This is a genomic window from Thermotoga sp. 38H-to (assembly GCF_011057665.1).
Taxonomy (GTDB): Bacteria; Thermotogota; Thermotogae; order Thermotogales; family Thermotogaceae; genus Thermotoga.
Map to the genome: position 1 here is coordinate 423,334 of NZ_LNFZ01000001.1, position 24,047 is coordinate 447,380.

Annotated in this window: 24 protein-coding genes and 5 tRNA genes; 6 read left to right on the forward strand and 23 right to left on the reverse strand. The window is 45.1% G+C overall.

Annotated elements, in window-relative coordinates:
- Nucleotides 1-3: 3 nt before the first annotated feature.
- The 6 genes from AS158_RS02250 to AS158_RS02275 are packed head-to-tail and all read right to left on the reverse strand — an operon-like array spanning nucleotide 4 to nucleotide 4,979.
- On the reverse strand, nucleotides 4-525 hold the full coding sequence (locus tag AS158_RS02250; RefSeq protein WP_008194872.1) for a transcription repressor NadR: 522 nt from the start codon (nucleotides 523-525) through the stop codon (nucleotides 4-6).
- A gap of 20 nt (nucleotides 526-545) precedes the next feature.
- Nucleotides 546-2,201: a radical SAM protein gene (locus AS158_RS02255; RefSeq protein WP_165304406.1), complete on the reverse strand. Its 1,656-nt coding sequence runs from the start codon at nucleotides 2,199-2,201 to the stop codon at nucleotides 546-548.
- The gene (locus AS158_RS02260) at nucleotides 2,198-2,965 is read right to left on the reverse strand and encodes a hypothetical protein (RefSeq protein WP_241241229.1); all 768 of its coding nucleotides are present in this window, start codon (nucleotides 2,963-2,965) and stop codon (nucleotides 2,198-2,200) included. Before AS158_RS02260 ends, AS158_RS02255 begins: the two co-directional genes overlap by 4 nt.
- Before the next feature lie 4 nt (nucleotides 2,966-2,969).
- Complete coding sequence (locus tag AS158_RS02265; RefSeq protein ID WP_241241230.1) at nucleotides 2,970-3,332, reverse strand: hypothetical protein; 363 nt, start codon at nucleotides 3,330-3,332, stop codon at nucleotides 2,970-2,972.
- Nucleotides 3,313-3,882 (reverse strand): sigma-70 family RNA polymerase sigma factor, encoded by a 570-nt coding sequence (locus AS158_RS02270; protein WP_165304409.1) that lies wholly within the window; start codon nucleotides 3,880-3,882, stop codon nucleotides 3,313-3,315. The genes AS158_RS02265 and AS158_RS02270 overlap by 20 nt, the downstream gene beginning before the upstream one ends.
- 32 nt (nucleotides 3,883-3,914) lie before the next feature.
- Nucleotides 3,915-4,979 carry a lysine racemase gene (locus AS158_RS02275; protein ID WP_165304410.1) on the reverse strand — a complete coding sequence of 355 codons (1,065 nt, stop codon included), beginning with the start codon at nucleotides 4,977-4,979 and terminating at the stop codon, nucleotides 3,915-3,917.
- 49 nt (nucleotides 4,980-5,028) lie between these two features.
- Here AS158_RS02275 and AS158_RS02280 point away from each other — a divergent pair, with 49 nt between their 5' ends.
- The 3 genes from AS158_RS02280 to AS158_RS02290 are packed head-to-tail and all read left to right on the forward strand — an operon-like array spanning nucleotide 5,029 to nucleotide 10,396.
- Entirely contained in the window at nucleotides 5,029-5,826 is a 798-nt protein-coding gene (locus tag AS158_RS02280) for a purine nucleoside phosphorylase I, inosine and guanosine-specific (protein ID WP_165304411.1), read from the forward strand.
- Complete coding sequence (locus AS158_RS02285; RefSeq protein ID WP_165304412.1) at nucleotides 5,827-6,828, forward strand: bifunctional oligoribonuclease/PAP phosphatase NrnA; 1,002 nt, start codon at nucleotides 5,827-5,829, stop codon at nucleotides 6,826-6,828.
- A complete protein-coding gene (locus tag AS158_RS02290) occupies nucleotides 6,785-10,396 on the forward strand; it encodes a diguanylate cyclase (protein ID WP_165304413.1) in 3,612 nt (1,203 codons plus the stop codon). Before AS158_RS02285 ends, AS158_RS02290 begins: the two co-directional genes overlap by 44 nt.
- On the opposite strand, the gene AS158_RS02295 is transcribed toward AS158_RS02290, so the two are convergent.
- The 11 genes from AS158_RS02295 to AS158_RS02345 form a co-directional block, all read right to left on the reverse strand.
- A complete protein-coding gene (locus AS158_RS02295; protein WP_165304414.1) occupies nucleotides 10,362-11,105 on the reverse strand; it encodes an Mrp/NBP35 family ATP-binding protein in 744 nt (247 codons plus the stop codon). The genes AS158_RS02290 and AS158_RS02295 overlap by 35 nt on opposite strands.
- A 10-nt stretch (nucleotides 11,106-11,115) precedes the next feature.
- On the reverse strand, nucleotides 11,116-11,472 hold the full coding sequence (gene rplT / locus AS158_RS02300) for a 50S ribosomal protein L20 (protein WP_038052677.1): 357 nt from the start codon (nucleotides 11,470-11,472) through the stop codon (nucleotides 11,116-11,118).
- Nucleotides 11,473-11,485: 13 nt separating this feature from the next.
- Nucleotides 11,486-11,683, reverse strand: a complete 198-nt coding sequence (gene rpmI / locus AS158_RS02305; RefSeq protein ID WP_038034634.1) for a 50S ribosomal protein L35 — start codon at nucleotides 11,681-11,683, stop codon at nucleotides 11,486-11,488.
- Between the two features lie 14 nt (nucleotides 11,684-11,697).
- The gene (gene infC / locus AS158_RS02310; protein WP_081953061.1) at nucleotides 11,698-12,210 is read right to left on the reverse strand and encodes a translation initiation factor IF-3; all 513 of its coding nucleotides are present in this window, start codon (nucleotides 12,208-12,210) and stop codon (nucleotides 11,698-11,700) included.
- Between the two features lie 147 nt (nucleotides 12,211-12,357).
- A tRNA-Lys gene (locus AS158_RS02315) sits at nucleotides 12,358-12,433 on the reverse strand.
- 21 nt (nucleotides 12,434-12,454) lie between these two features.
- A tRNA-Arg gene (locus AS158_RS02320) sits at nucleotides 12,455-12,529 on the reverse strand.
- 6 nt (nucleotides 12,530-12,535) lie between these two features.
- A tRNA-Ala gene (locus tag AS158_RS02325) sits at nucleotides 12,536-12,611 on the reverse strand.
- A 188-nt stretch (nucleotides 12,612-12,799) separates the two neighbouring features.
- Nucleotides 12,800-12,875, reverse strand: a tRNA-Phe gene (locus AS158_RS02330).
- A 12-nt stretch (nucleotides 12,876-12,887) separates the two neighbouring features.
- Nucleotides 12,888-12,962, reverse strand: a tRNA-Val gene (locus tag AS158_RS02335).
- A gap of 33 nt (nucleotides 12,963-12,995) precedes the next feature.
- Nucleotides 12,996-13,718: a GGDEF domain-containing protein gene (locus AS158_RS02340; protein WP_012311024.1), complete on the reverse strand. Its 723-nt coding sequence runs from the start codon at nucleotides 13,716-13,718 to the stop codon at nucleotides 12,996-12,998.
- Between the two features lie 15 nt (nucleotides 13,719-13,733).
- Nucleotides 13,734-14,111, reverse strand: coding sequence for a hypothetical protein (locus AS158_RS02345; RefSeq protein WP_048810916.1), 378 nt, complete (start codon nucleotides 14,109-14,111; stop codon nucleotides 13,734-13,736).
- Between the two features lie 26 nt (nucleotides 14,112-14,137).
- Between AS158_RS02345 and AS158_RS02350 the strand changes: the two genes are divergently transcribed.
- Together AS158_RS02350 and AS158_RS02355 are read left to right on the forward strand one after the other, a co-directional pair.
- The gene (locus tag AS158_RS02350; protein WP_011943724.1) at nucleotides 14,138-14,758 is read left to right on the forward strand and encodes a nitroreductase family protein; all 621 of its coding nucleotides are present in this window, start codon (nucleotides 14,138-14,140) and stop codon (nucleotides 14,756-14,758) included.
- Entirely contained in the window at nucleotides 14,737-15,990 is a 1,254-nt protein-coding gene (locus AS158_RS02355; protein ID WP_011943725.1) for a glycerate kinase, read from the forward strand. Before AS158_RS02350 ends, AS158_RS02355 begins: the two co-directional genes overlap by 22 nt.
- On the opposite strand, the gene AS158_RS02360 is transcribed toward AS158_RS02355, so the two are convergent.
- Genes AS158_RS02360 through AS158_RS02375 form a run of 4 tightly spaced genes read right to left on the reverse strand, consistent with a single transcriptional unit; the run spans nucleotide 15,980 to nucleotide 19,276 of the window.
- A complete protein-coding gene (locus tag AS158_RS02360) occupies nucleotides 15,980-16,540 on the reverse strand; it encodes a ComF family protein (protein ID WP_241241232.1) in 561 nt (186 codons plus the stop codon). The two genes, AS158_RS02355 and AS158_RS02360, sit on opposite strands and share 11 nt — an antisense overlap.
- Before the next feature lie 41 nt (nucleotides 16,541-16,581).
- Nucleotides 16,582-17,664 carry a hypothetical protein gene (locus AS158_RS02365; RefSeq protein ID WP_165304415.1) on the reverse strand — a complete coding sequence of 361 codons (1,083 nt, stop codon included), beginning with the start codon at nucleotides 17,662-17,664 and terminating at the stop codon, nucleotides 16,582-16,584.
- Between the two features lie 12 nt (nucleotides 17,665-17,676).
- Nucleotides 17,677-18,120 (reverse strand): ribonuclease H-like YkuK family protein, encoded by a 444-nt coding sequence (locus AS158_RS02370; protein ID WP_004082010.1) that lies wholly within the window; start codon nucleotides 18,118-18,120, stop codon nucleotides 17,677-17,679.
- A 10-nt stretch (nucleotides 18,121-18,130) separates the two neighbouring features.
- On the reverse strand, nucleotides 18,131-19,276 hold the full coding sequence (locus AS158_RS02375; protein ID WP_165304416.1) for an alkaline phosphatase family protein: 1,146 nt from the start codon (nucleotides 19,274-19,276) through the stop codon (nucleotides 18,131-18,133).
- Between the two features lie 118 nt (nucleotides 19,277-19,394).
- Between AS158_RS02375 and AS158_RS02380 the strand changes: the two genes are divergently transcribed.
- A complete protein-coding gene (locus AS158_RS02380) occupies nucleotides 19,395-20,330 on the forward strand; it encodes a sigma-54-dependent transcriptional regulator (RefSeq protein WP_346774447.1) in 936 nt (311 codons plus the stop codon).
- Here AS158_RS02380 and prfB read toward each other — a convergent pair.
- Nucleotides 20,322-21,425: a peptide chain release factor 2 gene (prfB, locus tag AS158_RS02385; protein WP_165304418.1), complete on the reverse strand. Its 1,104-nt coding sequence runs from the start codon at nucleotides 21,423-21,425 to the stop codon at nucleotides 20,322-20,324. The genes AS158_RS02380 and prfB overlap by 9 nt on opposite strands.
- Before the next feature lie 5 nt (nucleotides 21,426-21,430).
- A complete protein-coding gene (gene secA, locus AS158_RS02390; protein WP_165304419.1) occupies nucleotides 21,431-24,046 on the reverse strand; it encodes a preprotein translocase subunit SecA in 2,616 nt (871 codons plus the stop codon).
- Nucleotide 24,047 lies beyond the last annotated feature (1 nt).

Here is a 24,047-nt window from a genome sequence, read left to right on the forward strand (position 1 = left end):
CTTTTATCCCTCCTCTATCAGGAAACCTTTTTTCTTCAGCTCTCTCATGATTCTTTCCATTGTTTCTTCATCCGGTGCCTCTATGGTGTGAAGATGAACTCCTCCAGAGAGAGTTAAGAGAGGTTCTGTCTTTGCCATCTCCATCAAGTTTACAAATTTCAAGACCTCTTCCTCGGAGGAAACATCGATGATACCTCTTATTTCACCGTAAACCGGATGTTCCACAATCACATCGACTATTCTTCCACCGTTTCTCACCACACAGAGTAATTCTTCTTTTATCTCTTCTGGCGCGTGCTTCACAGCTACAAGCCTCGAGACTCCGGATTTTCCACCCGCAAGCACGTATCCCCTTGGCGTGGCCACGATGTTGTAACCAAGACTTCTCAAGTAGGCGATATCCTGGACAATTACCTGCCGACTCACACTGAGTTCTTCTGCCAGCTGAGCTCCACTGACGGGTTCTTTTGATCTCTCGAGAATCCTTACGATAGACTTCAATCTTTCCTGTCTAACGGTCTTCATATCCCTCACCCGAGTATATTTTACACCTGCTGTAAAGAAATGCCAAGCTTTCTGAGAAAGTTCACTGTCTCGGCGGGAACTACTTTCTTGAGATCTTCCCAGCTTCTGAAGGGACGATTCAAGATGATCTTTCTGGCGAGGGCACTTCCAATCCCTGGGATCGCTGTGAGTTCTTCCAGTGACATGGAGTTTATGAAGGAAGGGTAAGGCAGGGCAGTCACCGATCGTTCGCCATGGGAAACTACAACCACGTCCAGCACACCGCTGTGATTTCCCGGAATGCCGACGAGTATTGGATAACTCCCCAGCTGTCTTCCAAAAGAGGTTTTTCCTTCTCTGTACTCAACTATCACCTTTTTTAGAACAGTGCCGGCAGGGAAGACTCTCTTCAGCATTTCACGATCTATCTCTTCTCTTATTTTTCTTTTCCACTGCTCATGAAGATGGCTTTTGATTCTGTGCTTTTTATTCTTCAAATACTCGTATACCGGAGTTCCTGGATAGGCGAGAAGCTTTCTGATGTTTATCCTTCTCAGAAGATAACCTTCGTCGAGAATACGCTTCAGATATGCATAATTCTTTTTGAGTGTTTCCTCCGTTTCTCCCGGAAGACCGAAGATCAGATTCACGCCGGGAAGGAGTTTTGGTATACCATCCACCCGCACTCCACCTATCTCGTTCACAACAGCGATGGCTTTCAAAAACTCTTCCGGAGAGCCCTGAATGTTGTTCTTCTTCAGGACGTTTTCATCGAAGGACTCCACTCCAAAAGAGAACACATCGCATGGGGTGTTGTATCTAACGATGGTTTCGAGTATCTTTCTACATTCTCTTTCGTATGTAACAAGGTAGGATGGGTTGGCGTTATCCGTGTGGAGAACTTCCAGATGAGGTGCTATTTCTCTGGTACCTGAGTACAGCTCCTCCACGATTTCTGGGGAAGGCTTCCCTCCATTCCTGTCAGATCCAAACGCCAAGATATTCGCAGCCCTTCCAAAACGAAACGCTCTGCATCCAGCTCTGTAGAGGGACTCTATCTCTTTTAATATGGCTTGCACATCTCGAGATTTCAACCTTCCGTGGAGGAGCGGTTCTGTGCAAAAAGAACAGAATGTTCTTCTCTCACAGCCCCTCGAGACTTCTATTTCGCATATGACGTGCGAAAAGTTCGGATGTTTCTCAAGGACAACAGCCCCATAAGGTGCCACCGTATCTATCAGCTCATAATCACTTTTTGCCCTCGGATCGGGTTCACCCCGAAAATAGGAAACCACAAAAGCCTCCACATCTCCGCTCACCAGATAATCAGCCTGAATGTTGAATTGTCTTGCCACGGATCCTCCTCTGAGCGAGTATCCCCCAACTATTGGACCGCCCACTACTTTGATGGGCCTTCTTGCGATGCTGAGAATCCTCTGGAGTTCCGAGAGGGTGAGAGGCGTTCCGCCCTTGTATCGTCCCGGTACGGTGATTCCTCCGAAAACAAAAAGAAAGTCGTATTCGTTCACGATTTCCCAGAGTGATTCCTTTCTCATTCTGTCTATGGTGAGATAATCGACTTCCACATCATGAATCACAAGTGCACCTGCGAGGTACCTGACGTACGGACTCACATAAGGCGGGACACCGAAAGCGGCAGGCTCGTCTATGTAACCATCCACTATGAGCGCTCTCATTGTCCAAGGATCACCTTTATCTCCTCAAGAGTTTTTTCATCGGCAACAATGGTTATCTTGAGTCCGTTGATGTTGATTTGCAACCCACCCTTTGGGAGATCGTTTCCTATGAATACCTCTACCTTCTGACCGTTTTTGTAGATACCTTCTATCTCAAGCCCTGATATTCCTTCTCTGATTATGAGGAAGCGGAAGTTACTCAGGATGTCCATCAGTTCTTTTGGAAATTCTACTCCAGAGTCCACAAGAGTGTAGTCTTTCAAAACCTCATTCTTATCGGCAGAAAGTGGTTTCACCTCTTCGTAAATCAGCTTGCTTTTCGTGTCCATATAGTTTCTTTCGATCTCTTTCGGAAATCCATCGGATGAGAGAAGCACGCGATATTCCCCCGTGTCATGAATGTGTATTTCGTACCCTTCGTTTATTTCTTCAATTTTCAAATCTCTTCCCTGCAGAATTTCTTTGAAGGCGAGATCCTCAAGATCGAGAATCAGCATGGGGGATCTCTTCAAGGTGGTACCGGATCCCATGTAACAGCTCTGACCCAGCCTCACCCAGTTTACATTGATGGGTTCGTGTACCAAAACCATCTTGTCCGCCCCCCATTTGTACACTTCTTCGTATCTGAAACGGGTTTTCAAACCGATTTCGATCATTATCCTTTTCGCGTAATAGCTCGCGTACATCCATTTTTCCACGATTTCAGGTAGTGCAAAAATCGTGGCTGCGAGGAGAAACAAAAACACCAGAACGTACTTTTTCACATTATCACCATCCATCACTCACTACTTCTACCGTTTTTATGTAATCTATTAACTCTTTAACAACTGGACTTTGTTTTTGAACAACTTTTCGAGACGGAGAAACAGGGAAGATGTCGAGGACTACAGAAAGAAGCAGCAGGGAAACTGCGATACCAGCGAAAACTGTTGAAAAAACAAGTTTCCTTCGCCTTTTTTTCAGAATCTTCCTCATCAGGCGTTCACTCGGAACGTACTCGCATCGTATTCTGAAGAGAGTGATAGCTTCCCTGTAGATTCGGTAATCTCTGAGGAGTTCTTCAGGAAGCCCCTCGATTGGCTCTTCACCATCAAGAATCCTGTTCAATCTGTCATCTTTCAACAGTTTCACCCTCTTTCAACAAGTTTCCCAGCCTCTTTCTTGCGTAGTGAAGACGGCTTTTCACAGTTCCAACGGGTTTTTGCAGAACAGACGCTATTTCTTCATAGCTCAGCCCGTCTATATCTCTAAGCTTTATGAGCAACCTATCCTCCGGTGAAAGCTTTTCCAGGGCCTTTTGAACTCTCTCAGCGGTGATCGAGCGAAGCACTTCATCGAACACATCCTCTTTCGCTTCCGGCTGGATGTAGATTTCCTCCTCGTTGTCTTTCTCTTGAAAATCCGTCAAAAACTCGTTTCTCTTCTTGTACTTTTGAAGGTAGTCCTTGCAGACGTTCACAGCTATCCTGTAGATCCACGTGGAGAGTTTTGAATCACCCCTGAACTTCTTTATTCCTTTGAAAATCCTCAGAAACACATCCTGAACGACATCATCCACATCGTCGGTGTTTAAATAACTCTTCGCTATACTCCCTATTTTTGGAGCGAATTCTCTGTATAGAACCTCGTATGCCCAGCCTTCTTTTCTTTTGAGGGCTTCGACGAGTTTTTTTTCGTTCAAAACTGCTTCCTCCTCGCATTAAGACTTTCCCCTCAGATTGAGGGTTCATACACCTTTTCCACGAATGGAGAAGTCATCGCCTTCAGAAGACAGGAGTAAGTCATTCTGAACCTGAACACGTCACCCACTCTCACATCTCCAAAATCTGTAACATCGAGGACGATATGATCGCTTGAAGCATGCAGTACCTCAACTCCTTTGTCCACGGGAATGAGACCTCTACTGTCTATATCCTGCTCTCCAAGAGCGCAGATCGCTCTCTTCCTTATACCCCTGTCCACGAACTCAATCTTCCTTCCAAAGACATCGAGGCCCCTCTTTCCAAGAGGAACGGAAGGTTTCTCCTTCATCTCTATCACCTCAGCCTCGATCAGGAAAGTGTCCTGAGAAAGCCAGTCTATGATTCGATTGTTCGTTATGTCCCTTCCCAGAACAATGGCTTCTCCTATCCTGAGCTGGTTTATTCCTTCAGGAATCTCTCCATTCTCCAATGCGTAGAGCGCCGGAGTGTTTCCACCGGAGACTATCTCTATGTTGAATCCGTAATTTTTTTCCAGCTTTTCCTTTATATCGAGCAGGATTTCAAACTTTTCTCTTGTAGGTATGATACCACCGTAGCATCCAAAATTGGTGCCAATTCCCACAACATTGGCTCCTTTGCATTGAGCTATTTCTTCAACGGCTTTCTCAAACCAAACACCTTCTCTGAGATCTCCCACATCTATCATGTATATGATCTTCACGTTTCTTTTCATCTCTCTGGAAAGCGCGTCTACTTTCTTTGCCACATCAGGATTGGAGACCATGATGTAATCGAAGTGCTTCACATCTTCAACGAGTTCACTCATCATGGGAAGTCTCAAGAGCATGAACGGCCCCTCGATTCCTGCTTTTTTCATTCTGAGGACGTTCTTTATCCTGGACTCACCCAGTATTCTGATACCTGTTTTTTTGAGTGTTTCTGCAAAACGGGGATCACCAAGAGTCACCTTGGTAACACCGACTATTTCTATACCTCTTCTGGAAGCCATTTCAACTACTTTTCTTGCGTTTTCTTCTATCTCTCTTAGATTTATTAGAAGCCTGGGATACACCATAAACACCTCGCTTTATAGTAGAATAGTTACGTGGAGGTGATCGAAAGTTATGATGAAAAAGATCGAAGAAGCAAGGATGTTTATAGATGAAAGAACGAGCCTTTCACCGAACATTTTGATCATCCTGGGATCCGGTTTTGGGTCTTTCATAGAAAAAGTGGAAGACCCTGTTATTATAGATTATAAAGATATTCCTCACTTCCCACAACCTACCGTGGAAGGTCACAGCGGGAAACTTGTTTTTGGAAGAATAAGCGATAGACCGGTTATGATCATGGCAGGAAGGTTTCACCTTTATGAGGGCCACGATCCAGCGACGGTGGCTTTTCCCGTGTATGTGGCAAAGTACGTGGGAGTGAGGGGTGTTGTTGTAACCAACGCTGCTGGTGCGATAAACCCGGAGTTCAAGCCTGGAGAAATCATTCTGGTGAGAGACATAATAAACTTCATGTTCAGAAACCCTCTCAGAGGCAAAAACGACGAAAGGATAGGTCCAAGGTTTCCCGATATGTCCTCGGTTGTTGATCCTGAATGGGCGAGGAAAGTCCAGAAAAGACTCAGCCTGAAGGAAGGGGTTTACATCGGTGTTCTTGGGCCGAGTTACGAAACGCCAGCTGAAATACGAGCCTTTGAGAAGCTCGGAGCCGATCTTGTTGGAATGTCAACCGTTCCAGAAGTGATCGCTGCAAAACATTGTGGACTCAAGGTAGTTGTATTTTCCTGTGTGACAAACATGGCAGCCGGTATCACCCACGGAAAGCTGTCACACGAAGAAGTGGTGAGGACAACAAAAATGGCGCAGAGTAAAATAGAGAAAGCTCTCACCACCGCAGTGGAGGTGTTCTAAGTGGACGAGATCGTCAAAGTGCTCTCTCAACAAGATAGAATACTCGTTGTAGGCCACATAATGCCAGATGGTGATTGTGTGAGTTCCGTTCTGAGTCTCACACTTGGACTGGAAAAATTAGGAAAAGAAGTGAAGGCCGCTGTAGACTACAAAATTCCTTACGTATTCGAGAAATTCCCTCACATAGACAAAATAGAAGAAACTCCGAATTTTGATCCGGAGCTTCTTGTGGTGGTTGATGCTTCTTCTCCCGACAGGATTGGAAAGTTTCAGGATCTTCTGAATAAGGTCCCTACTGTTGTGATCGATCACCACTCAACGAACGCGAATTTCGGAAACTGGAATTGGGTGGATCCGTCCTTCGCAGCCACCGCTCAGATGATATTCAGGATCAACAAGGCACTTGGTGTAGAGTACGATTCGAAGCTTGCCACTCTGAACTACCTTGGGATCGCAACCGATACGGGGTTTTTCAGGCACTCCAATGCAGATGTCAGAGTGTTCGAAGACGCTTACAAACTGGTGAAGATGGGAGCAGATGCCCATCTCGTTGCCAAAGAGATCCTGGAGAACAAAAGATTTGAACAGTTCAAACTGTTCGCTGAGGTCCTCGAAAGGCTCCAGCTACTCGAAAATGGAAAGATCGCTTACTCCTACATCGATTACGACACCTATCTCAGACACAACTGCACCGATGAAGACAGCGCGGGATTTGTCGGTGAGCTTCGTTCTATAAGAGGTGTGGAAGTGGCTGTGCTCTTCATGGAGTTTCCACGTGGTAAAATACATGTCAGCATGAGATCAAAAGACTGGTTCAACGTCAACGAGGTTGCCTTTGAGCTTGGAGGAGGAGGGCACCCTCGAGCGGCGGGTGTGACTTTTGAAGGGAAGAAAATAGAAGAAGTGATTCCCAGGGTTATAGATCATCTCTTGAAGAAGTTCAAAGAAGGTGTGGAAAGTGAGAGTGAAAAAATTTCTGAGGGAGACGTACTGGGGGGATGAATTTCTCATAGAAGATGACGGTGAAGATCAAGTTTTGAAAATCGTAAGAGTTCCCATGGATAGATCTTTCTTCTTCAACGAATACGCGAAATTGAAACGCCTCAAGTTGCCAAACGTTCTACTGCCTGAAAAGTTGAAAATCTCTGATGGAAAGTTCCTGCTGTTCTATCCCTACTACCACAACCTCGCCCCTCTCGAAAATCTAAGTGAACAGGTCGCGAAGCAGCTTCTCAGGCTATTTCGCTTTTTCGCGAGAGCAGGTGTCACTATCCCTGCTCTCGGGATGGATGACGTACTGGTGAACGACGGCGTCTTTTTGATCCCCGCACTCATCTCGAGTGTTCCCAAGGATGTGAAGAGCGTTGTTTTTTTCCCAGAGAAATCCCCCCAAGCAACCGAAGAAGTGTGCAAACGTTTTTTGAAAATCCACGGAATAGAACCTCATCTGGAGGACAGAGAGTTTTCGTTCGAATCAAAAGAGCTCAGGATTCCTTACATTCACAGGAAAGAAGAAGAACTGATAAAAAGAGACATAGAAGCTGTTCAAAAATTTCCTCTCTTCATCCTGATCACAGGTGAACAGAGAGTGGGAAAGACGAAACTCGCGTTTGTTCTCGTCGATAAATTGAGAGAGCGAGGATATATGATCCATCAGATCACCTCTCTCGAAGATCTCCGCGTATGGTACGACGCTTCAGACGAACTCGATCTTCTCACCAAACTCGACGACGGTCAAAAAAAGGTGATCTTGATCGACGACTTGTTTGAAGGTTCAGACTTGTTATCGTTTCTCGAGGAGTTTTCCGGACTCTCCACTATCACCAAAATAATCGTTCTAACAACTTCTACAAAGGCTTTTCAATTCTTCCACAAGGTGTACAGGCTCTCTCCTTTCACAGTTGAGGAAACTCGTATCTTTCTTGAGAGAGCGATTGGAAAAATCAGCGAGGATCAAGTTAAGTTGATTCACAGTCTCAGCAAGGGATTACCGGGATACATGGTAGAATTGTTGAAATTCTTCAACAAATCCAATCTCAGAGAAAACATCGTTGGAATCTTAAAACCTCTTCTTCGAGAGCTGGATTCCGCAGAAATCAGAGAACTGAGCGTTCTGGGACAGAAGTTCACCGGAAGCGAATTGAGGGTTCTTGAAAAGATAACCGGAAAAGACTACCATGACACTTTGATGTCCGCATATGATTCTGGTGTGATAACGACAGAAGAAGGACTCTACAGATTCGCACTTAGAGAATTCTGGAAATACTACTACAACAAGCTTTCAGAGAACAAAAAGAAAAATCTCCACGAAAAACTGTTCGAAAATCTCCCGGACGACCTCGCAATAAAACACGCTCTATCTCTGGAAGACCCAAAATTAAAGTTTTTCTACGTGCTGAGATACGTGAGAAAGCACTTCTGGGATTATGAAAAGACCAGATCGCTCATTGAATACCTGAGAAGACTGGAAGAGTTTTTCGAAAAGCCCTATTATTCCATAGAAAGCTTGAAGATGAAGCTCGTTTTCAGGATAGATCCTCTGGGTACAGAAAAGGAGAACTTCCACTTTCGAAGGTTCAAAACTCTCGGAGAAGCAGATATCAACTCAATCTTGCAAAAAGGCTCGCTGTCTTATTATGATCTATACAATCTCGTCGTTCTTTCCCGTTTTCACATAAGAGCGGGAAAGAAAGCCCCTCAGGAAATTCTCAACACCATCAAAAGAGAGCTCAAAGAGAAAAACTTCTCCACAAGAGAAAGGCTTTATCTGAAGGCTCATCTTCTCTACGATCTCTTTTCTTCAACTGAAGATCGGGAAGCACTGAAAGAAATGATGAACATTGCCGCCTTGGAGGGTTTTCTCGATCTTCAAGTGATGGGTTACAGAGCTTTTGGAGTTCTTTCAAGAACGAGAGCGATGAGTAACTACTATTTTCATCACTCTTTAGAGATTTCGAGAAAAATAGATCCATCGCTTTCCATCGTGGATGAAAGCAATTTGACATGGAGCTTGCTCTACGAAGGAAAAATAACGAACTTCCTTGTCCAACTTGAAAGATTGAGAAAACAGGCAAGGCTTTTTGAAGACATACCCATTCTTTCTTACACATATTTTCTCGAAGGACTCTACCACATTTACAGGAAAGACTTTCAGAAAGCGGAAGAAACTTTCAGAACAGAACTTGAACTGGAAGAAAAACACGGAATAGAAAGAAGAGCACTCAGAGGTCTGGTCATAAATTACCTATTTTCTGGGGACATTGAATTTGCTAAAAGACTTCTAGAAAAGGATGAGCCCGAGTTCGATAGATTCGGATTCGATTTTCTCAAAAGGTTGGTCCTTGCAAGGGATGATTCAGAACTCTTGAAAATCTGGAAAGAAAGGCTTGAAACTCCTCAGAAATTCTTCAACGAAGAGATCGTTTACGTTTTTGCAGAAAAGTTGGGAGAACAGGACCCAGAAGGCTTCGAAGAATTCCTTCTCGAACTTGAAAGGGAAAACATCGAAAATTCCTCGAATCTCACACTCGCTCTGGTTTATGAGACCTTTTATAAATTCTACAGAACCCTTGGAGAAAACTTCAAAGCCAAACGTTATCTCAGAAAAGCGATTTTCATCTACAACTTGATAGGTTTGAGAGAGGTTTCGGTCAAACTGGAGGCAGAAGAAAAAACACAAATTGAAGCGAAGAAACCATTGTTTCAGCTATTGCTGGGTTTCATAGAAACAGAAAAGGAATTTTCTGATATGATGGAGTTTGCTTCGGCAAGGCTTTCAGAAGTAATCCCATACGAAATTTTTTCAATTCGAATAATTGAGAGAACAACGAAAAAGATGATGGAAGAATATTCAACATTTCCAATAACTCCATCTATGGAGAAAGACTTCCTCGAAATTTCACCCTTCAGAACAGTTATGTCCTTCCATCTCGATATGAAGTACGACATGATCGTTGGTGTCGAGACCAACCTTGAATGTGACGAAAAGACAGCCTGGGAGCTAGTGGAAACGCTCGAACAATTTGGAAACATTCTCACCACTATCCTCAGAGAACGTCTCTACAGGGACAAAAGTATGAAGGATCCTCTCACGGGAGTTCTGGCCAGATGGTACTTTATGGAACGTCTTGAGGAAGAGGCGTACAAATCTTCGAGGTATAAATCTCCCCTTTCCATCATTATGTGCGATGCCGATAACTTCAAAAAGATAAACGATCAATTTGGACATGTGGCGGGTGACAAAACTCTCGGCTGGCTGGGAAGAAAGATGAAGTCCGTTTTGAGAAAGAGCGATCTTGTGGGAAGATACGGGGGTGAAGAGTTCATTATAGCTCTTCCAGGAACATCTCTGGAAGAGGCAAAGATTGTAGCAGAAAAGCTGAGAAAGACCGTTATAGAGGATCCAGAGAACACCTATCACATCACTCTGAGTTTTGGAGTAGCAGAATACAAAAACGGCGAAGATCCTCTTGAAACAATAAAGAGGGCCGATGAGGCCCTCTACCTGGCAAAAACTCTCGGCAAGAACTCTGTGGTCACAGAGAAAGTACTTTCTCGGCGATCTTCTTGAATTCTTCTTCTATTGTGGTTCCCCTCTTATAAACCACCGCAGGTTTCCCTTCGTCTGAAAGAGAAACAATTTCTATATCCATGGGTATTCTGGCAAGAAGAGGAATACCAAATTCTTCTGCCAGCTTTTCAGTCTCTCCCTTTCCAAAAACGTATATCTTCTCACCACAGTTTGGGCAGATCAAATAAGACATGTTTTCCACCAGTCCAAGTATCTTTCCGTTCAATCTTTTGACGAAGTTTATTGCTCTTCTCACATCGTCTCCTGCCACTTTTTGAGGAGTGGAAACGACTATCACAGCATCAGGTTTTATTATTTGAAAGGTGGAAAGCGCTTCGTCCCCTGTTCCAGGTGGAAGGTCACAGATCAGGTAGTCGAGGTCACCCCATTCCACGTCTCTTGTTAGCTGTTCGATCGCCTTGTGTTTGAGGGGACCTCTCCATATGACGGGAGCACCTTCCTGGAGAATCATTGCTAATGAAAAGACTTTCAAAGAATCTCCATACTTTGCTGGAACGATCTTTTCACCTTCGGAAGGTGGCAGAGAAACACCGAGCATCCTTTGAACGTTTGGTCCGTGGAGGTCGAGATCGAGAAGACCAACCTGGTAACCCTCAGCCGCCAGTGCAACAGCAAGGTTCACCGCTACAGTAGTTTTTCCAACGCCACCTTTACCACTCATCACAGCTATCTTCTTCGTTTTTTCCATTCTCAACACCTCAGGATGCGAGAGCTTCTTTCGCTATCTTCACGTATTCTTTGAAAGCTTCAGGATCGTTCACTGCGAGTTCAGAGAGCATCTTTCTGTTTATGGAAACACCGGCAAGCTTCAAACCGTGAATGAGCTCGCTGTATTTGAGTCCTTCGTTTCTCGCAGCGATGTTGATTCTTGTGATCCAGAGTTTTCTCATATCTCTCTTCTTCAGTTTTCTTCCAACATAGGAGTACCATTTCGATCTTACATACATCTGCTTGGCGAGCTTGTACCTTCTGCTGAGAGCTCCTCTGTATCCCTTGGCAGCCTTCAAATATTTCTTTCTCTTCTTTTTCGCGTGTACAGCTCTTTTTACGCGCATGATTTATCCCTCCTCACTTTTTCCCAAGAAGTCTGAGAACTCTGTATTCGTCAGCGCTGGACACAACGTCTTTCTTCCTCAGTTCCCTGAGGGCATTTCTTCTTTTCTTTCCCGTTTTATGACTTCTGTAAGCGTGATTTCTCATTATCTTACCGTTCTTTGTTATCCTGAATCTCTTTGCGGCACTCCTGTTTGTTTTCACCTTCGGCATATCCAGGACCTCCTTCACGAATTTTTGGGTTTCAGCACCATCCACATGTCTCTTCCTTCCATCTTGGGAGGACTTTCCACCGTAGCCAGATCCTCAGTGTCTTTGATAACTCTTTCCAAGATTTCTTTACCCTTTTCTGCGAACATCATTTCTCTTCCTATAAACATCACAACCACCCTGACTTTGTGACCATCTTCCAGGAATCTCCTTATATGCTTCACCTTGGTTTGATAGTCGTGCTCATCGATATTCAGACGGAACTTCATTTGCTTCAACTGAACGGTTTTTTTCTTGCTTTCTTTCTGTTTCTTTGTGAGCTGGTACTTGTACTTTCCGTAGTCCATAATTTTGGCAACAGGTGGATTCTCGTTGGGAGCAACGAGAACAAGGTCAAGCCCCTTCTCCCTTGCAAGTTCCAGAGCTTTTCTGGTTGGCATGACACCTATCATCTTCCCATTTTCGTCCACCACTTTGACTTTTGGAACTTTTATCTGCTCGTTTCTCGGAAGATCCGTGTTTACACCGATATCTATCGCCTCCTTACACTATAAAAAATAGCGGACAAAAAGCCCGCTTCCCCTCGAAGCTGAATCTTTCAGGGATATTTACCCTGGTAGCCTTCTGCCCCAGGGTGGGAAGCCGGGCTGGCCTCCACTTACTTTTTTAATGAAATCTGGTGGGCCGTGCAGGACTCGAACCTGCAACCCCCTGATTAAGAATCAGGTGCTCTACCTATTGAGCTAACGGCCCACCACATATTCCTTCCGGGAGTGGTGCCCCCGGGAGGAGTCGAACCTCCATTTGCGGATTAGGAATCCGCCGTTCTATCCGTTGAACTACGGGGGCCCCCGCTGGTGGAGCCGATGGGACTTGAACCCACGACCTCTACCGTGCCATGGTAGCGCTCTCCCAGCTGAGCTACGGCCCCACCTCGTCTTTATATTATAACACAATCCTTTTCCTTTGAAAAGACCAGTTCAGACGCGCCGAAGAAGATTATAGCATGAGCATGAAGTATGTTCAACCCCTGTTTTTAAGAAAATCTGGATCTTTAAAACAAAAAGCCCGGTCAGTCAAAATGACCGAGCTGAAAATCCAGGTTTCAACGGTACGAGCTGGTGGCCAGGGGCGGAATCGAACCGCCGACACCTGGATTTTCAGTCCAGTGCTCTACCAACTGAGCTACCTGGCCACCTAACATCTCTGGTGGGAGCGGCAGGACTTGAACCTACGACCTCCTGCTTGTAAGGCAGGCGCTCTCCCCCTGAGCTACGCTCCCACCGCATTGAATATATTACCTTAAAATTTTGAGTTAGTCAACCTCTGGCTCTTCCGTCAGAACGCGCTTTTGCTTTTTCAGGTTCTTCAGAGCGTACATCTGAAGATCTGCGTTTTGAACAATTCCTTCCACATTTTCACCGGGTTTCCAGGTCTCTATTCCATAAGAAAATTCTACCGGGAGTCCCACAGGGTTGAAAATTAATTTTTTCTCAAGTCTTTTCACAATGTTTTCAACAGTTTTTTTGTCGGTATCCGGGAAAGCAATAAGAATTTCGTCTCCGCCGAATCTAACCGCACAATCGGTTTTCCTGATGTTTTTGATGATCTCACTTGCAACGTACTTCAAAAGTTTGTCGCCCATTCTATGAGAATACTTATCGTTGATGGTTTTGAAATCATCCAGATCGATGATGAGAAAGGAGATGCCTTTTCCATTCTTTCTTTTTTGCCTTTCCATTTCCATTGGGAGCCACTCCTCAAAGAAGTAGTACCTCGTGTAAAGTCCTGTGAGATAGTCTTTTATGGCTATTTCTTTTAATCTCTTGAAGATTTTTGTTACGCCAAAAAAGGTAACCACTATCCCAACAAGTATGATATTATATCCAAATGTTCCGTTGATCTCTGTAAGTAAAAGCCCCCCTGTTATGATAGAAACTCCAAGTTCCAGAAAATAACTTCCCAGATTCCTCGCGTACTTTCTCACGATAACGACGAAGAAGAAAAGAAGCACAGCAGCTGTTAAATGGGTGATCATCTCTATCAACGAGGCTCACCCCCCCACTTCGTATTTTCCAATGAAAACCTTCAAATCCTTTGGAAACACCAGAAGATGTGGAGGGATCACAAGGTAAAAACCCTTCCGCTTCGCTTCCACAGAGAAGCTGTGCTGCTCTTTTTCACCCTCGAGCTTCACTTCCACGGTGGCTGTGGCTTGATCGCTCGGTGAAAAGATCCATCCAGAAAAAACGATTCCCTTTTGGAATTCGTCTTCGAAAAGAGTAAAATATTTCACAAGGAACGACCTGGTTCCCGTGCTCTCGTAGAGTTCCTCGGGAAAATCCACCGAGAGCGGCACAAGATACAGGAAAGATCCAAAAGAAATTGAAAGCAGAACAGAAACAATCAAAAAAGCCAGTGATTTTCTCACGTCGCTCACCCCCGGAGGTGGTAGAGGTGAACATCTTTGAAGCGATCGAGAATAGGCACTCAGTGCGGGATTTTTTGGAAAGGAAAATGCCGGAGAGAGTAAAAGATGATATTGAAAATCTTTTAGTAAAGTTTATCACAAAGAAACTGGACTGGAAAATAAATCTTTCCTCATTTCCAAGTTACATTTACGCAAAAGCTGAAAAACATTTTGACGAACTCGTCGAATACGGTTTTCAGGGAGAACAAATAGTCCTTTTTCTCACAGCACAGGGTTTTGGAACGTGCTGGATGGCTCGCTCACCCCATCCGGACGTTCCTTACATCATCGTCTTCGGATACCCCAGGACCAGAAATTTCACCAGAAAGAGAAGACCCATCACCTCCTTTCTCGAAAACGACCTGGAAGAACTTCCACCCGAGATCGTAAAAATCGTCGAGATGACGATCCTGGCACCGTCTGCCCTGAACAGACAGCCGTGGAAAATCAAATACACCGGCGGTGAACTCTGCATCTCTTCGGAAAGGCCTGTAGACCTGGGAATAGCCCTGTCACACGCGTACCTCACAGCCCGGGAGATATTCAAAAGAGAACCTGTGATACAAAAAAGAGAGGAGGATACGTATTGTTTGATCCTGAATCCTTGAAGAAATTAGCGATAGAAATAGTCAAAAAATCCATAGAAGCGGTTTTTCCCGACAGAGCAGTGAAAGAAACGCTGCCGAAGTTGAACCTCGATCGAGTGATTCTCGTTGCCGTTGGGAAAGCAGCGTGGCGAATGGCAAAAGCTGCTTATGAAGTTCTTGGGGAGAAGATAAGAAAAGGTGTGGTTGTAACAAAGTACGGCCACAGCGAAGGACTGATAGATGATTTTGAAATCTACGAGGCAGGCCATCCGGTTCCCGATGAAAACACCATAAAAGCCACCGAGAGAGTCCTCGAACTTGTTGATCAGCTGAATGAGAACGACACAGTCCTCTTTCTTCTTTCCGGAGGAGGTTCTTCCCTCTTCGAGTTGCCCGCGGAAGGAGTGTCTCTCGAAGAAATTCAAAAGCTAACCAGCGCTCTCTTGAAAAGTGGTGCAAGCATAGAAGAGATAAACACCGTGAGGAAACACCTGTCGCAGGTGAAAGGTGGTCGATTCGCGGAGAGGGTGTTTCCCGCTAAAGTCGTAGCGCTCGTCCTCTCCGATGTACTCGGTGACAGATTGGACGTGATAGCATCCGGTCCCGCATGGCCAGACAACTCCACCTCTGAAGACGCTCTGAAAGTTCTGGAAAGGTATGGAATAGAAATCAGCGAATCGGTGAAAAGAGCGATCCTTCGAGAAACACCGAAGCATCTATCGAACGTGGAGATAGATTTGATAGGAAACGTTCAAAAGGTGTGTGACGAAGCTAAAAAACTGGCAAAAGAAAAAGGGTTCAACGCGGAGATAATAACCACTTCTCTGGACTGCGAGGCCAGAGAAGCGGGAAGGTTCATAGCGAGCATCATGAAGGAGGTCAAGTTCAAAGACAGACCTCTGAAAAAACCAGCCGCGTTGATCTTCGGTGGAGAAACGGTCGTTCATGTGAAAGGAAACGGCATCGGAGGAAGAAACCAAGAACTTGCTCTCTCGGCAGCGATAGCCCTCGAAGGGATAGAAGGAGTGATTCTGTGTTCAGCAGGAACAGATGGAACGGACGGCCCCACAGACGCAGCTGGAGGAATCGTGGATGGAAGCACGGCAAAAACGCTGAAAGCAATGGGAGAAGACCCCTACCAGTATCTGGAGAACAACGATTCGTACAACGCTCTGAAAAAATCTGGAGCGCTCTTGATAACAGGACCTACGGGAACGAACGTCAACGACTTGATAATAGGCCTCATCGTCTAGTTTTCGCCAGAACATAAACGAAAACTTTGCTGACTCCATTCCTGAAAAGGGTTTCCACGCAGTCTCTTACACTGGTTCCCGTCGTCAAAACATCGTCTATCAGTATCACGTTCTGAGGAGGATCCTTCTTACAGATGAATCTTCCGGTTCTTTTCCTCTCTTCTTTGCTCTTTTCCACCTGTCTTCCTTCCGACACGTTTTCCAGAACAGCGTCAAACGGTATGCCCAACTCTTTGCTCATCCTCTTCGCTAAAAGCCTCATGTGATCGAAGCCTCTGTTTTCGAGAGAATCAAGCGAAGAAGGAACCCATGTGATGAGGTTGGCTTCTCTGGGAAAATAACTGTAAAGTTTCAGAAAAAGCTTCACCAATGTTCCGGAAAGAGAAACTTCACCATGATATTTGTAAAGCCTTATGATGCGTTCAATTTCATCCGTGTAGTCAGAGTACACAAAAAGCTCGTATTTTCTGTGAACTTCACGATAAAAAGAAGGTCCATTTTTAAGGACCTTCTCTTCGCAGTTCTCACACAAAGATCTGAGTGGTGACACTTCCTTGCCACAGAGAAGGCAGTTATTCTCAAAAAGATAGTTCAGCACCTTCGCCAGATTCTTCTCGAATCTATCCAGGATACCTTCCTTACCCCCTTTTGTTTCAGCTTGTTTTTCTCTTCATCAGAGATGGGAAAGTTGAACGCCACCTCCGTGCCCGAAAGGTCAATTTTCTCAAGGGCATTTATGACATCGCTTCTGTTCAGTTCCACAACGTGAAGGACGAGTTTTCCTTCTTTTGTCACAGCACAGCTGTCAAAAACTGGATGCATAGAGAGCACCTCTGTGAAGTCGTTTGTTGGAACGGGTTCTCTCAGGTATCCAGACGCTCCCAAAAGAACGAGGCCCTCTTCTTGATGGAGCAAGTCCTTTATCCTCAAACCCTCCACATCACCTTCGAAATCCTCTGCCACGATGAAGTCAAACTTCTTCTCTCCTCTGAACACACCTTTGAGTGCGAAAACACCACCCTCGATTTCTGGAAGATCACCCGTCGATGAAGCGTAAACAATCTTCCCGTTTTTAACCAGAACGCACGCTCCCTGGGGCAGGAACCTTATTAGATGCGAAGCGAGACCGATATCCTCAACCAGTTCTGGAGGAATACTCACTGGCAGGAGACTGACAGGCGCTTTGATACCTTCCTGCAATCTTTCCAGGACGATTGCTTTCCAATCCTTTATGAAAAACAGATTAGACAGGTGCTCAAGAACTTCGGAATGAACTTTCAAAAAATATGCCAGCCCTTTGAGAAGAAGGTACCTCCTAGTTTGAAGGGAAACGTCCCCCGCTCTTTCTATCTCAGAGAAGGTGAGTTTCAAATCCTCCAAGGAGGTCGCTACAAGCTTTTCACGATAATTCTTGATCGCCTTTAGGAAAAGGAGAGTTCTGTTCTCATCGATGGTCGAAAGTATCTTTTCCTCTCGTTTCTCGGAAGGCAAATCTCTCCAGTTCAGATAAAGAAGATCGAAGTCGTCTCTTTCAAACGGTCTTATCCTGGGGATTCTATCTTTGAGAATCTCGAAGCAATCGTTATCAGCGAAGATTTCGTATGTTTCATCGAGTCTATCGAGAATTTCGATCAGTTCGTCTTCGAATCTGGAGACACTCAGAAGGATTCTCACAACTATACCTCCCTATTTGGTGTGTTTATGCGCAATTTTCGTGGCGGCGAACGAATCAGGTTTTATCTGATAGGGGTACCCAACCCCCTTCACGTAACCTATCACACTGGACACGAGATCTTTTGTGAGACCTTCGTAACCTATGTCGAGGTGCACAACAGGTTTTCCCAGCTTCAATATCTCCTCTACGAATCTTGCCATCTCGAGACTCATCTCCGCTTCTTTGAAGATCCTCGAATACAGATCTTTTCCATTTCCGTCCCTGTACACCGTGTAGAAGTAAGTGGCACCGCTCCCAAAACGATACACCACGAGTGCCGTGGCGTATATCACTTTCCCGTCCTTCACATCACTGTCCGTCCCGACGAACACGCTGTATTTGTATCCTTCTGTGAACTTTTTTATGAGCTCTCGAACCGTTCTGTAATCCACTTTTCCCCAGGTTGGACTCTTCAAATAACGGAACCTACCACCTCCTGTAGACTACCAACGGCACCACCAGTTCCTGATAAGAAAGACTCCCGTGCCTTCCAGACAAGCTCTCTTCCTTTCCTGTGTATCTGTAGTTAAAGGAAAAAGTCTCTTTTGTTATCAGAACAGCGTCTCCCACTCTGCTGAAAAATTCCGAGTGCTTTCTTCCAGTTCCAAAAAGATGGACGAAATCTTTTGGATCGAGAAAAACGGCAAAATCTCCGTATTTCTCCTTAAGATATTCTATCAAAGCTCTCTTTTTTTTCGTATAAAGAAACATCATTCTCTGTTCTCCAGCGGGGGGTCTGTCGAGAAACCTCATAACTTCAGAAGAAAAATTCCACCATATTTCGTTGTCTTGAGGTGTCGAAATCTGTCCGTGGTCACTCACGAGGAAAAAGAGCGTATCCTGCTTCAACCTGCGGAGAAGTTCGGACTTCAAGATCCTGTAAATCCATCTTAGCTCTCTGATGTACTCTCTTCCAACACCGTTTTTGTGCGCTATCGAATCCAACGTTGGCCAGTAGATGAAAACCAGCGTTCTGTCGTGTTTTTCAAGCACTTCAAGAGTTCTTTCGATCATATCCCCAAAACTCGAAAAACCGATCTGCTCCGATCCCTGGGACATTATTCTGGAAAAACCCGTTCCCAGAAGATACCTTGGAATAAGAAAGAAGCTCTTCACTTTGCTCTGAAGTCTCTGAAAGATAGTGGTGAACTTGAAATCGTGAAACCTGAGCACGCTGTCTCTGGGAAGGCCCGGAGGAGACATCTCTATCATGTTCACAAGGCTTCCCACTTCTCTGAGATAAAGGATGTAGCCCAAAAAGCCGTGTTCTAACGGTGTGAGGGCAGAGTAGAGACTGGGAAGAGCAGCAGCGGTGGTGGTTGGGAAAACAGCCGAACAGGGAAAAACCTGAACATCGTCATCATGAATCGTGTCCGAAAAGATCTCAAAACTGAGGCCGTCTATTACCATAACGATCACTTTTCTCACGTTTTCAAGAACTCGCTTGGGGAACCTGAAAGGCCTATGTAGTGGTTTTTCGTCGAACAACTCGAGAATCGAATTTGAAAAATTGACGATAGAGTTTTTGTAATCCGGCCAGAAAAGACCTTCATCCAGTTTTTTGAGCTCCATTCCGTTCCTCTTTCCTCCCTTTCGTGTGGTAAGATTTGAAACGGAAGCAACGGACAACGGGGCTGATACCGTGTTGAGGGTCCTCATCAGAAAGGATATTGTCAACACCTTCAAAGATATGATATCAGAGATATCCCACGATGTGATCTGGGATCTGTACGAAGGAGAAGACTACAGAGACAAGATCCTTGCCGAAAAGTGGGATGTAGTTTTCGGTGAAAAAATTCTGGAAATGGAAGACACCCTTTTTGTCCAGTCTTTGAGGGAGCTGGAACTTGCCTTGAAGTACGCGGCTGCCAGAAAGGATCTTGAAACCATCAAGGCAAGATTCAACCTTTTACTCTACACCCCAGAACTTCAGGGAGCCAAGATAAAGGAAATTCTGTTCCAAGTTTTGAAATTTTACAATTCTTTTTCAATTTTTGCGCTGGTTTCAGAGAAAGGGGTTCACAGACACGCGTATGTGGATTTTGTAACGGGTGGAAATTACCTTTCCCTCATCTACCACGAAGATCTTCCGCTGAACATAAATTCGCACACTGTTTTCATCGACGATGTGCCTCCAGATTTCTCGCCTGCTGGCCTTGGTGGTAGAAAGATAATACTGGGAATGGACAGCACACCGAAAAACAACATCCCCTTCGTCGAAATACCGCCTTTGAGAGAAAGAAAGATGGATATACCCTACATGCTTGACGGGGTCATAAAGTCTCTTCAGTTCCAGGGAAAAACAGTGAAAATCGATGACGATCTGACAAAGCTCCTGATAGAGTACCACTGGCCGGGAAACACGCAGGAATTTCTCGAGAAGGTCTATGAAATAATTACTCTGGAGAATCCCATCGATCAGGCGATGAAAATCGCCAGTGGAATCGATGAGATAAAAGGCTTGAACCTGAAAGAATTCGTTGACTCTCTGGTTGAATTCGTGGAAAAGAAGGTCATAAAGAAAGCCCTCGAGGAAAACGAGGGCAATCGAAAAAAAGTATGTGAAGTCCTGAATATGAACTACAAGACCCTGTCTTACAAAATGAAGAAATACGGTTTAACTTGATCGACGAGCGAAATAGACCAGCTCGGCCTCTATGAACATATCTATGTCTCCATCCATAACGGCGTCAACGTTCGCAGTTTCCACTCCGGTTCTGTGATCTTTAACCATCGTGTACGGGTGGAAAATATAAGATCTTATCTGGTTTCCCCAGGAAATGTCCTTGAGTTCTCCCTGAATCTCTTGTATTTCCCTTCGCTTCTTTTCCATCTCGAGTTGGTAGAGTTTCGCTTTGAGTATCTTCAGCGCGGTTTGTTTGTTCTGGTGCTGCGATCTTTCGTTTTGACAGGAGACCACAATCCCAGTTGGCAGATGCGTGATTCTCACGGCAGATTCGGTTTTGTTGACGTACTGTCCACCGTGTCCAGAAGCTCTGAAGGTTTCTATCTTCAAATCTTCTGGCTTGATTTCTATATCCACATCGTCATCTATCTCCGGAATCACATTCACAGAAGCGAAAGAAGTGTGTCTTCTTCTGGCCGCGTCGAAGGGTGAGATCCTGACCAGTCTGTGAACACCGGATTCGTGTTTCAAGTAACCGTAAGCGTATTCACCTTTTATGAGAATCGTGGCATCCTTGATACCGGCCTCTTCTCCCGGTTGGAACTCCACAATCTCAACATCGAAACCTTTTCTCTCTGCCCACCTCATGTACATTCTGAGAAGCATCTGCGCCCAGTCTTGAGACTCGGTACCACCCGCACCTGGATGGACCGACAGATAAGCGTTGTTCGGATCGTATTTTCCGTTCAGAATGATCTCAAGTTCCAGTTTTTTGACGGCACCTTCCAGCTCCTGAACTATTTCTTCCACGTGCTGAGCCATCTCCTGATCCTCGTCGGAAAGTTCTATGGCAACTTCCAGATCTTCGAACAGAGATCTCACTCTCTTCAAATCTTCAGAGATGTTCTTCAACCTCTTCAGTTTCTGGGTGTACTCGCGCGCTTTTTTCTGGTCGTCCCAAACCGACGGGTCTGTGAGCTTTTTTTCTATTTCTTCGATCTCTTTATCAACCTCGTTTTCATTAACCACAGAAAGTACGTCCTTATACTTTTTTTCAAGTTCCTCTATCCTTGTTCTAGTTTCGAAACTGATCATACCCATCACCTCTTCACTCTTATTCTACCAAAGCTGGGTAATCCATCTTTTTTCTTTTTCTTCTCTGTGGCTCTTCTCATCGCTCTGTTCACAAGATTGAATTCTTCATGCACGAGTCTTATTTTACCAAGTTCTTCTTTGGCCTCTTTTTCATCCTTTTCCGAGACTTTAACAACTCTGAGGACGTAGTTGGCTATCGTATCGTTTATTCTCCTCATCATTTCATCGAACATGTAGTACGTTTCCTTTTTGAATTCAACGATAGGATCTTTCTGACCGTAAGACCTCAGCTGAACGGCTTCCTTAACGTGCTCTACCTCTTCCAGGTATCTTCTCCAGTGATCGTCTATTATTCTGAGCATCAGGAATCTGATCACTTTCCTGTAATCCTCGCCTATTTCCTGCTTCTTTCTCTGATATTCCTCCCAAAGTCTGTTGAACAGGTAATCGTGAAGTTCTTCAGAAGAACTGAATTGCTTTTCGTCCAGGTCGAACAAACCAGCCGGGAAGAAAGAAAGAGAATTCTTGAGGCTTTCGATATCCCAATTTTTCCCGGAACAGAACTCCTCAACCCTTGTGCTGACAACATCTTCGAAGATATCCTTCAGATATTCGTCGTAGTCTTTTTCGAGAAGGATCTGATCGCGAAGCGAGTACACTGCTCTTCTTTGTTTGTCGAGGACATCATCCATTTCCATCAAGGTTTTTCTTATCGAGAAGTTGATACCCTCAACCTTCTTCTGAATGTTTTCGATGAGCTTTGAAAGCATCGGATGCTGTATAGGCTGTCCTTCCTCTATTTTGAGTATGTTCATCACTTTTCCAATCTGTTCACTACCGAAGATTCTCAGAAGATCGTCTTCGAGAGAGAGGAAGAAGATGGACTCTCCCGGATCTCCTTGCCTACCGGCACGTCCTCTCAGCTGATTATCGATTCTTCTGCTCTCGTGTCTTTCCGTTCCTATGATGCACAGTCCTCCAAGTTCCGCCACTCCTGGTCCGAGTTTTATATCTGTTCCTCTCCCAGCCATGTTGGTGGCGATCGTCACCATGCCTTTTTGCCCGGCTTTGGCGACGATCTCAGCTTCTTTTTCATGGTATTTCGCGTTCAAAACTTGATGGGGGATACCTTTCTTTTTCAGCATGGAACTGAGAAGTTCGCTCTTTTCGATGGAGGTTGTTCCGACAAGAACTGGCTGACCTTTTTTATAGCGCTTTTCGATTTCTTCCACGATCTTTTCGTACTTTTCTTTCTGAGTCCTGAAGACCAGATCATCGTGGTCCTTTCTTATCATGGGCTTGTGAGTGGGAATAACCACCACTTCCATACCGTAAACCTGTACGAATTCGCTTTCCTCTGTTTTGGCTGTTCCCGTCATACCGGCGAGCTTTTCGTACATTCTGAAGTAATTCTGAAAGGTAATCGTCGCGTAGGTGATGGATTCTTCCTTTATGGGTACTCCTTCTTTGGCTTCGATAGCCTGGTGGAGCCCTCCACTGTAGCGTCTGCCAGGCAGCAGTCTTCCCGTGAACTCGTCAACGATAATAACTTCACCGTTCATGACGACGTAATCGACATCCTTCTTGAACAGGTGCAGCGCTTTCAAGGCATTTATGAGATGGTAGAGAAGAGACACGTTTCCCGGATCGTAGAGATTGTCGACACCGATGATCTTCTCCGCTTTCGCCACACCCTCTTCGGTGAGAATGATGGTCCTCGCTTTTTCATCTACCGTGAAGTCCTTATCTTTAACAAACTTCTTAGCGATCTGAGCGAATCTCCTGTACACAGAAGGACTCTCTTTGGAGGGACCGGAGATGATCAGTGGGGTCCTTGCTTCGTCTATGAGTACGCTGTCGGCTTCGTCCACAATGGCGTAGAAGTGGCCTCTCTGCACCTTATCGTTGTAATCGAGAACGAGGTTATCCCTCAGGTAATCGAAGCCGAATTCGTTGTTCGTGCCGTAGGTAACGTCACACAGATAGGCTTCCTTCCTGGTTATCTCTTTGAGTTCCACCTGGAAAGCCTCAACGGCTTCTTTGTTCATAGATTCCTCTTTCAAAACTTCTCCGTTGAACCCATCAGGCCAGACACTCCAGTTTTCCTCTATTGCTTTTCTGGCGAGATCAGGGTTTTTCCACACCACCTCGTACGACTTTCCCAGAGAATTTATCACACCCACTCTCAAACCGAGAAAGAGATACACGGGTCCCATCCAGAGCGCATCTCTTCTGGCCAGATAGTCGTTGACCGTGACCAGATGAACACCCTTTCCGATGAGAGCGTTCAGATAAATCGGCATGGTGGCGGCGAGGGTTTTTCCTTCACCGGTCTTCATCTCGGCCACTTTTCCTTCATGGAGCGCTATACCACCCATCACCTGGACATCGAAAGGCCTCATTCCGAGCGTTCTTCGTGCTGCTTCTCTAACCAGGGCGAACGCTTCAAAAAGGTGTTCATCGGCGTCCTCAAAGGAATTCACTTTTTCCTTCAGCACCATGGAAAGTCTTATCAGCTCGCTGTTTTTCTTCGAGCGTAGATCGGACTCTATTTGGTTTATTTTTGAGACCATCTTCGCGTATTTTTTCAAAATGCGCTTGTTCTTATCGAAGAGTATCATT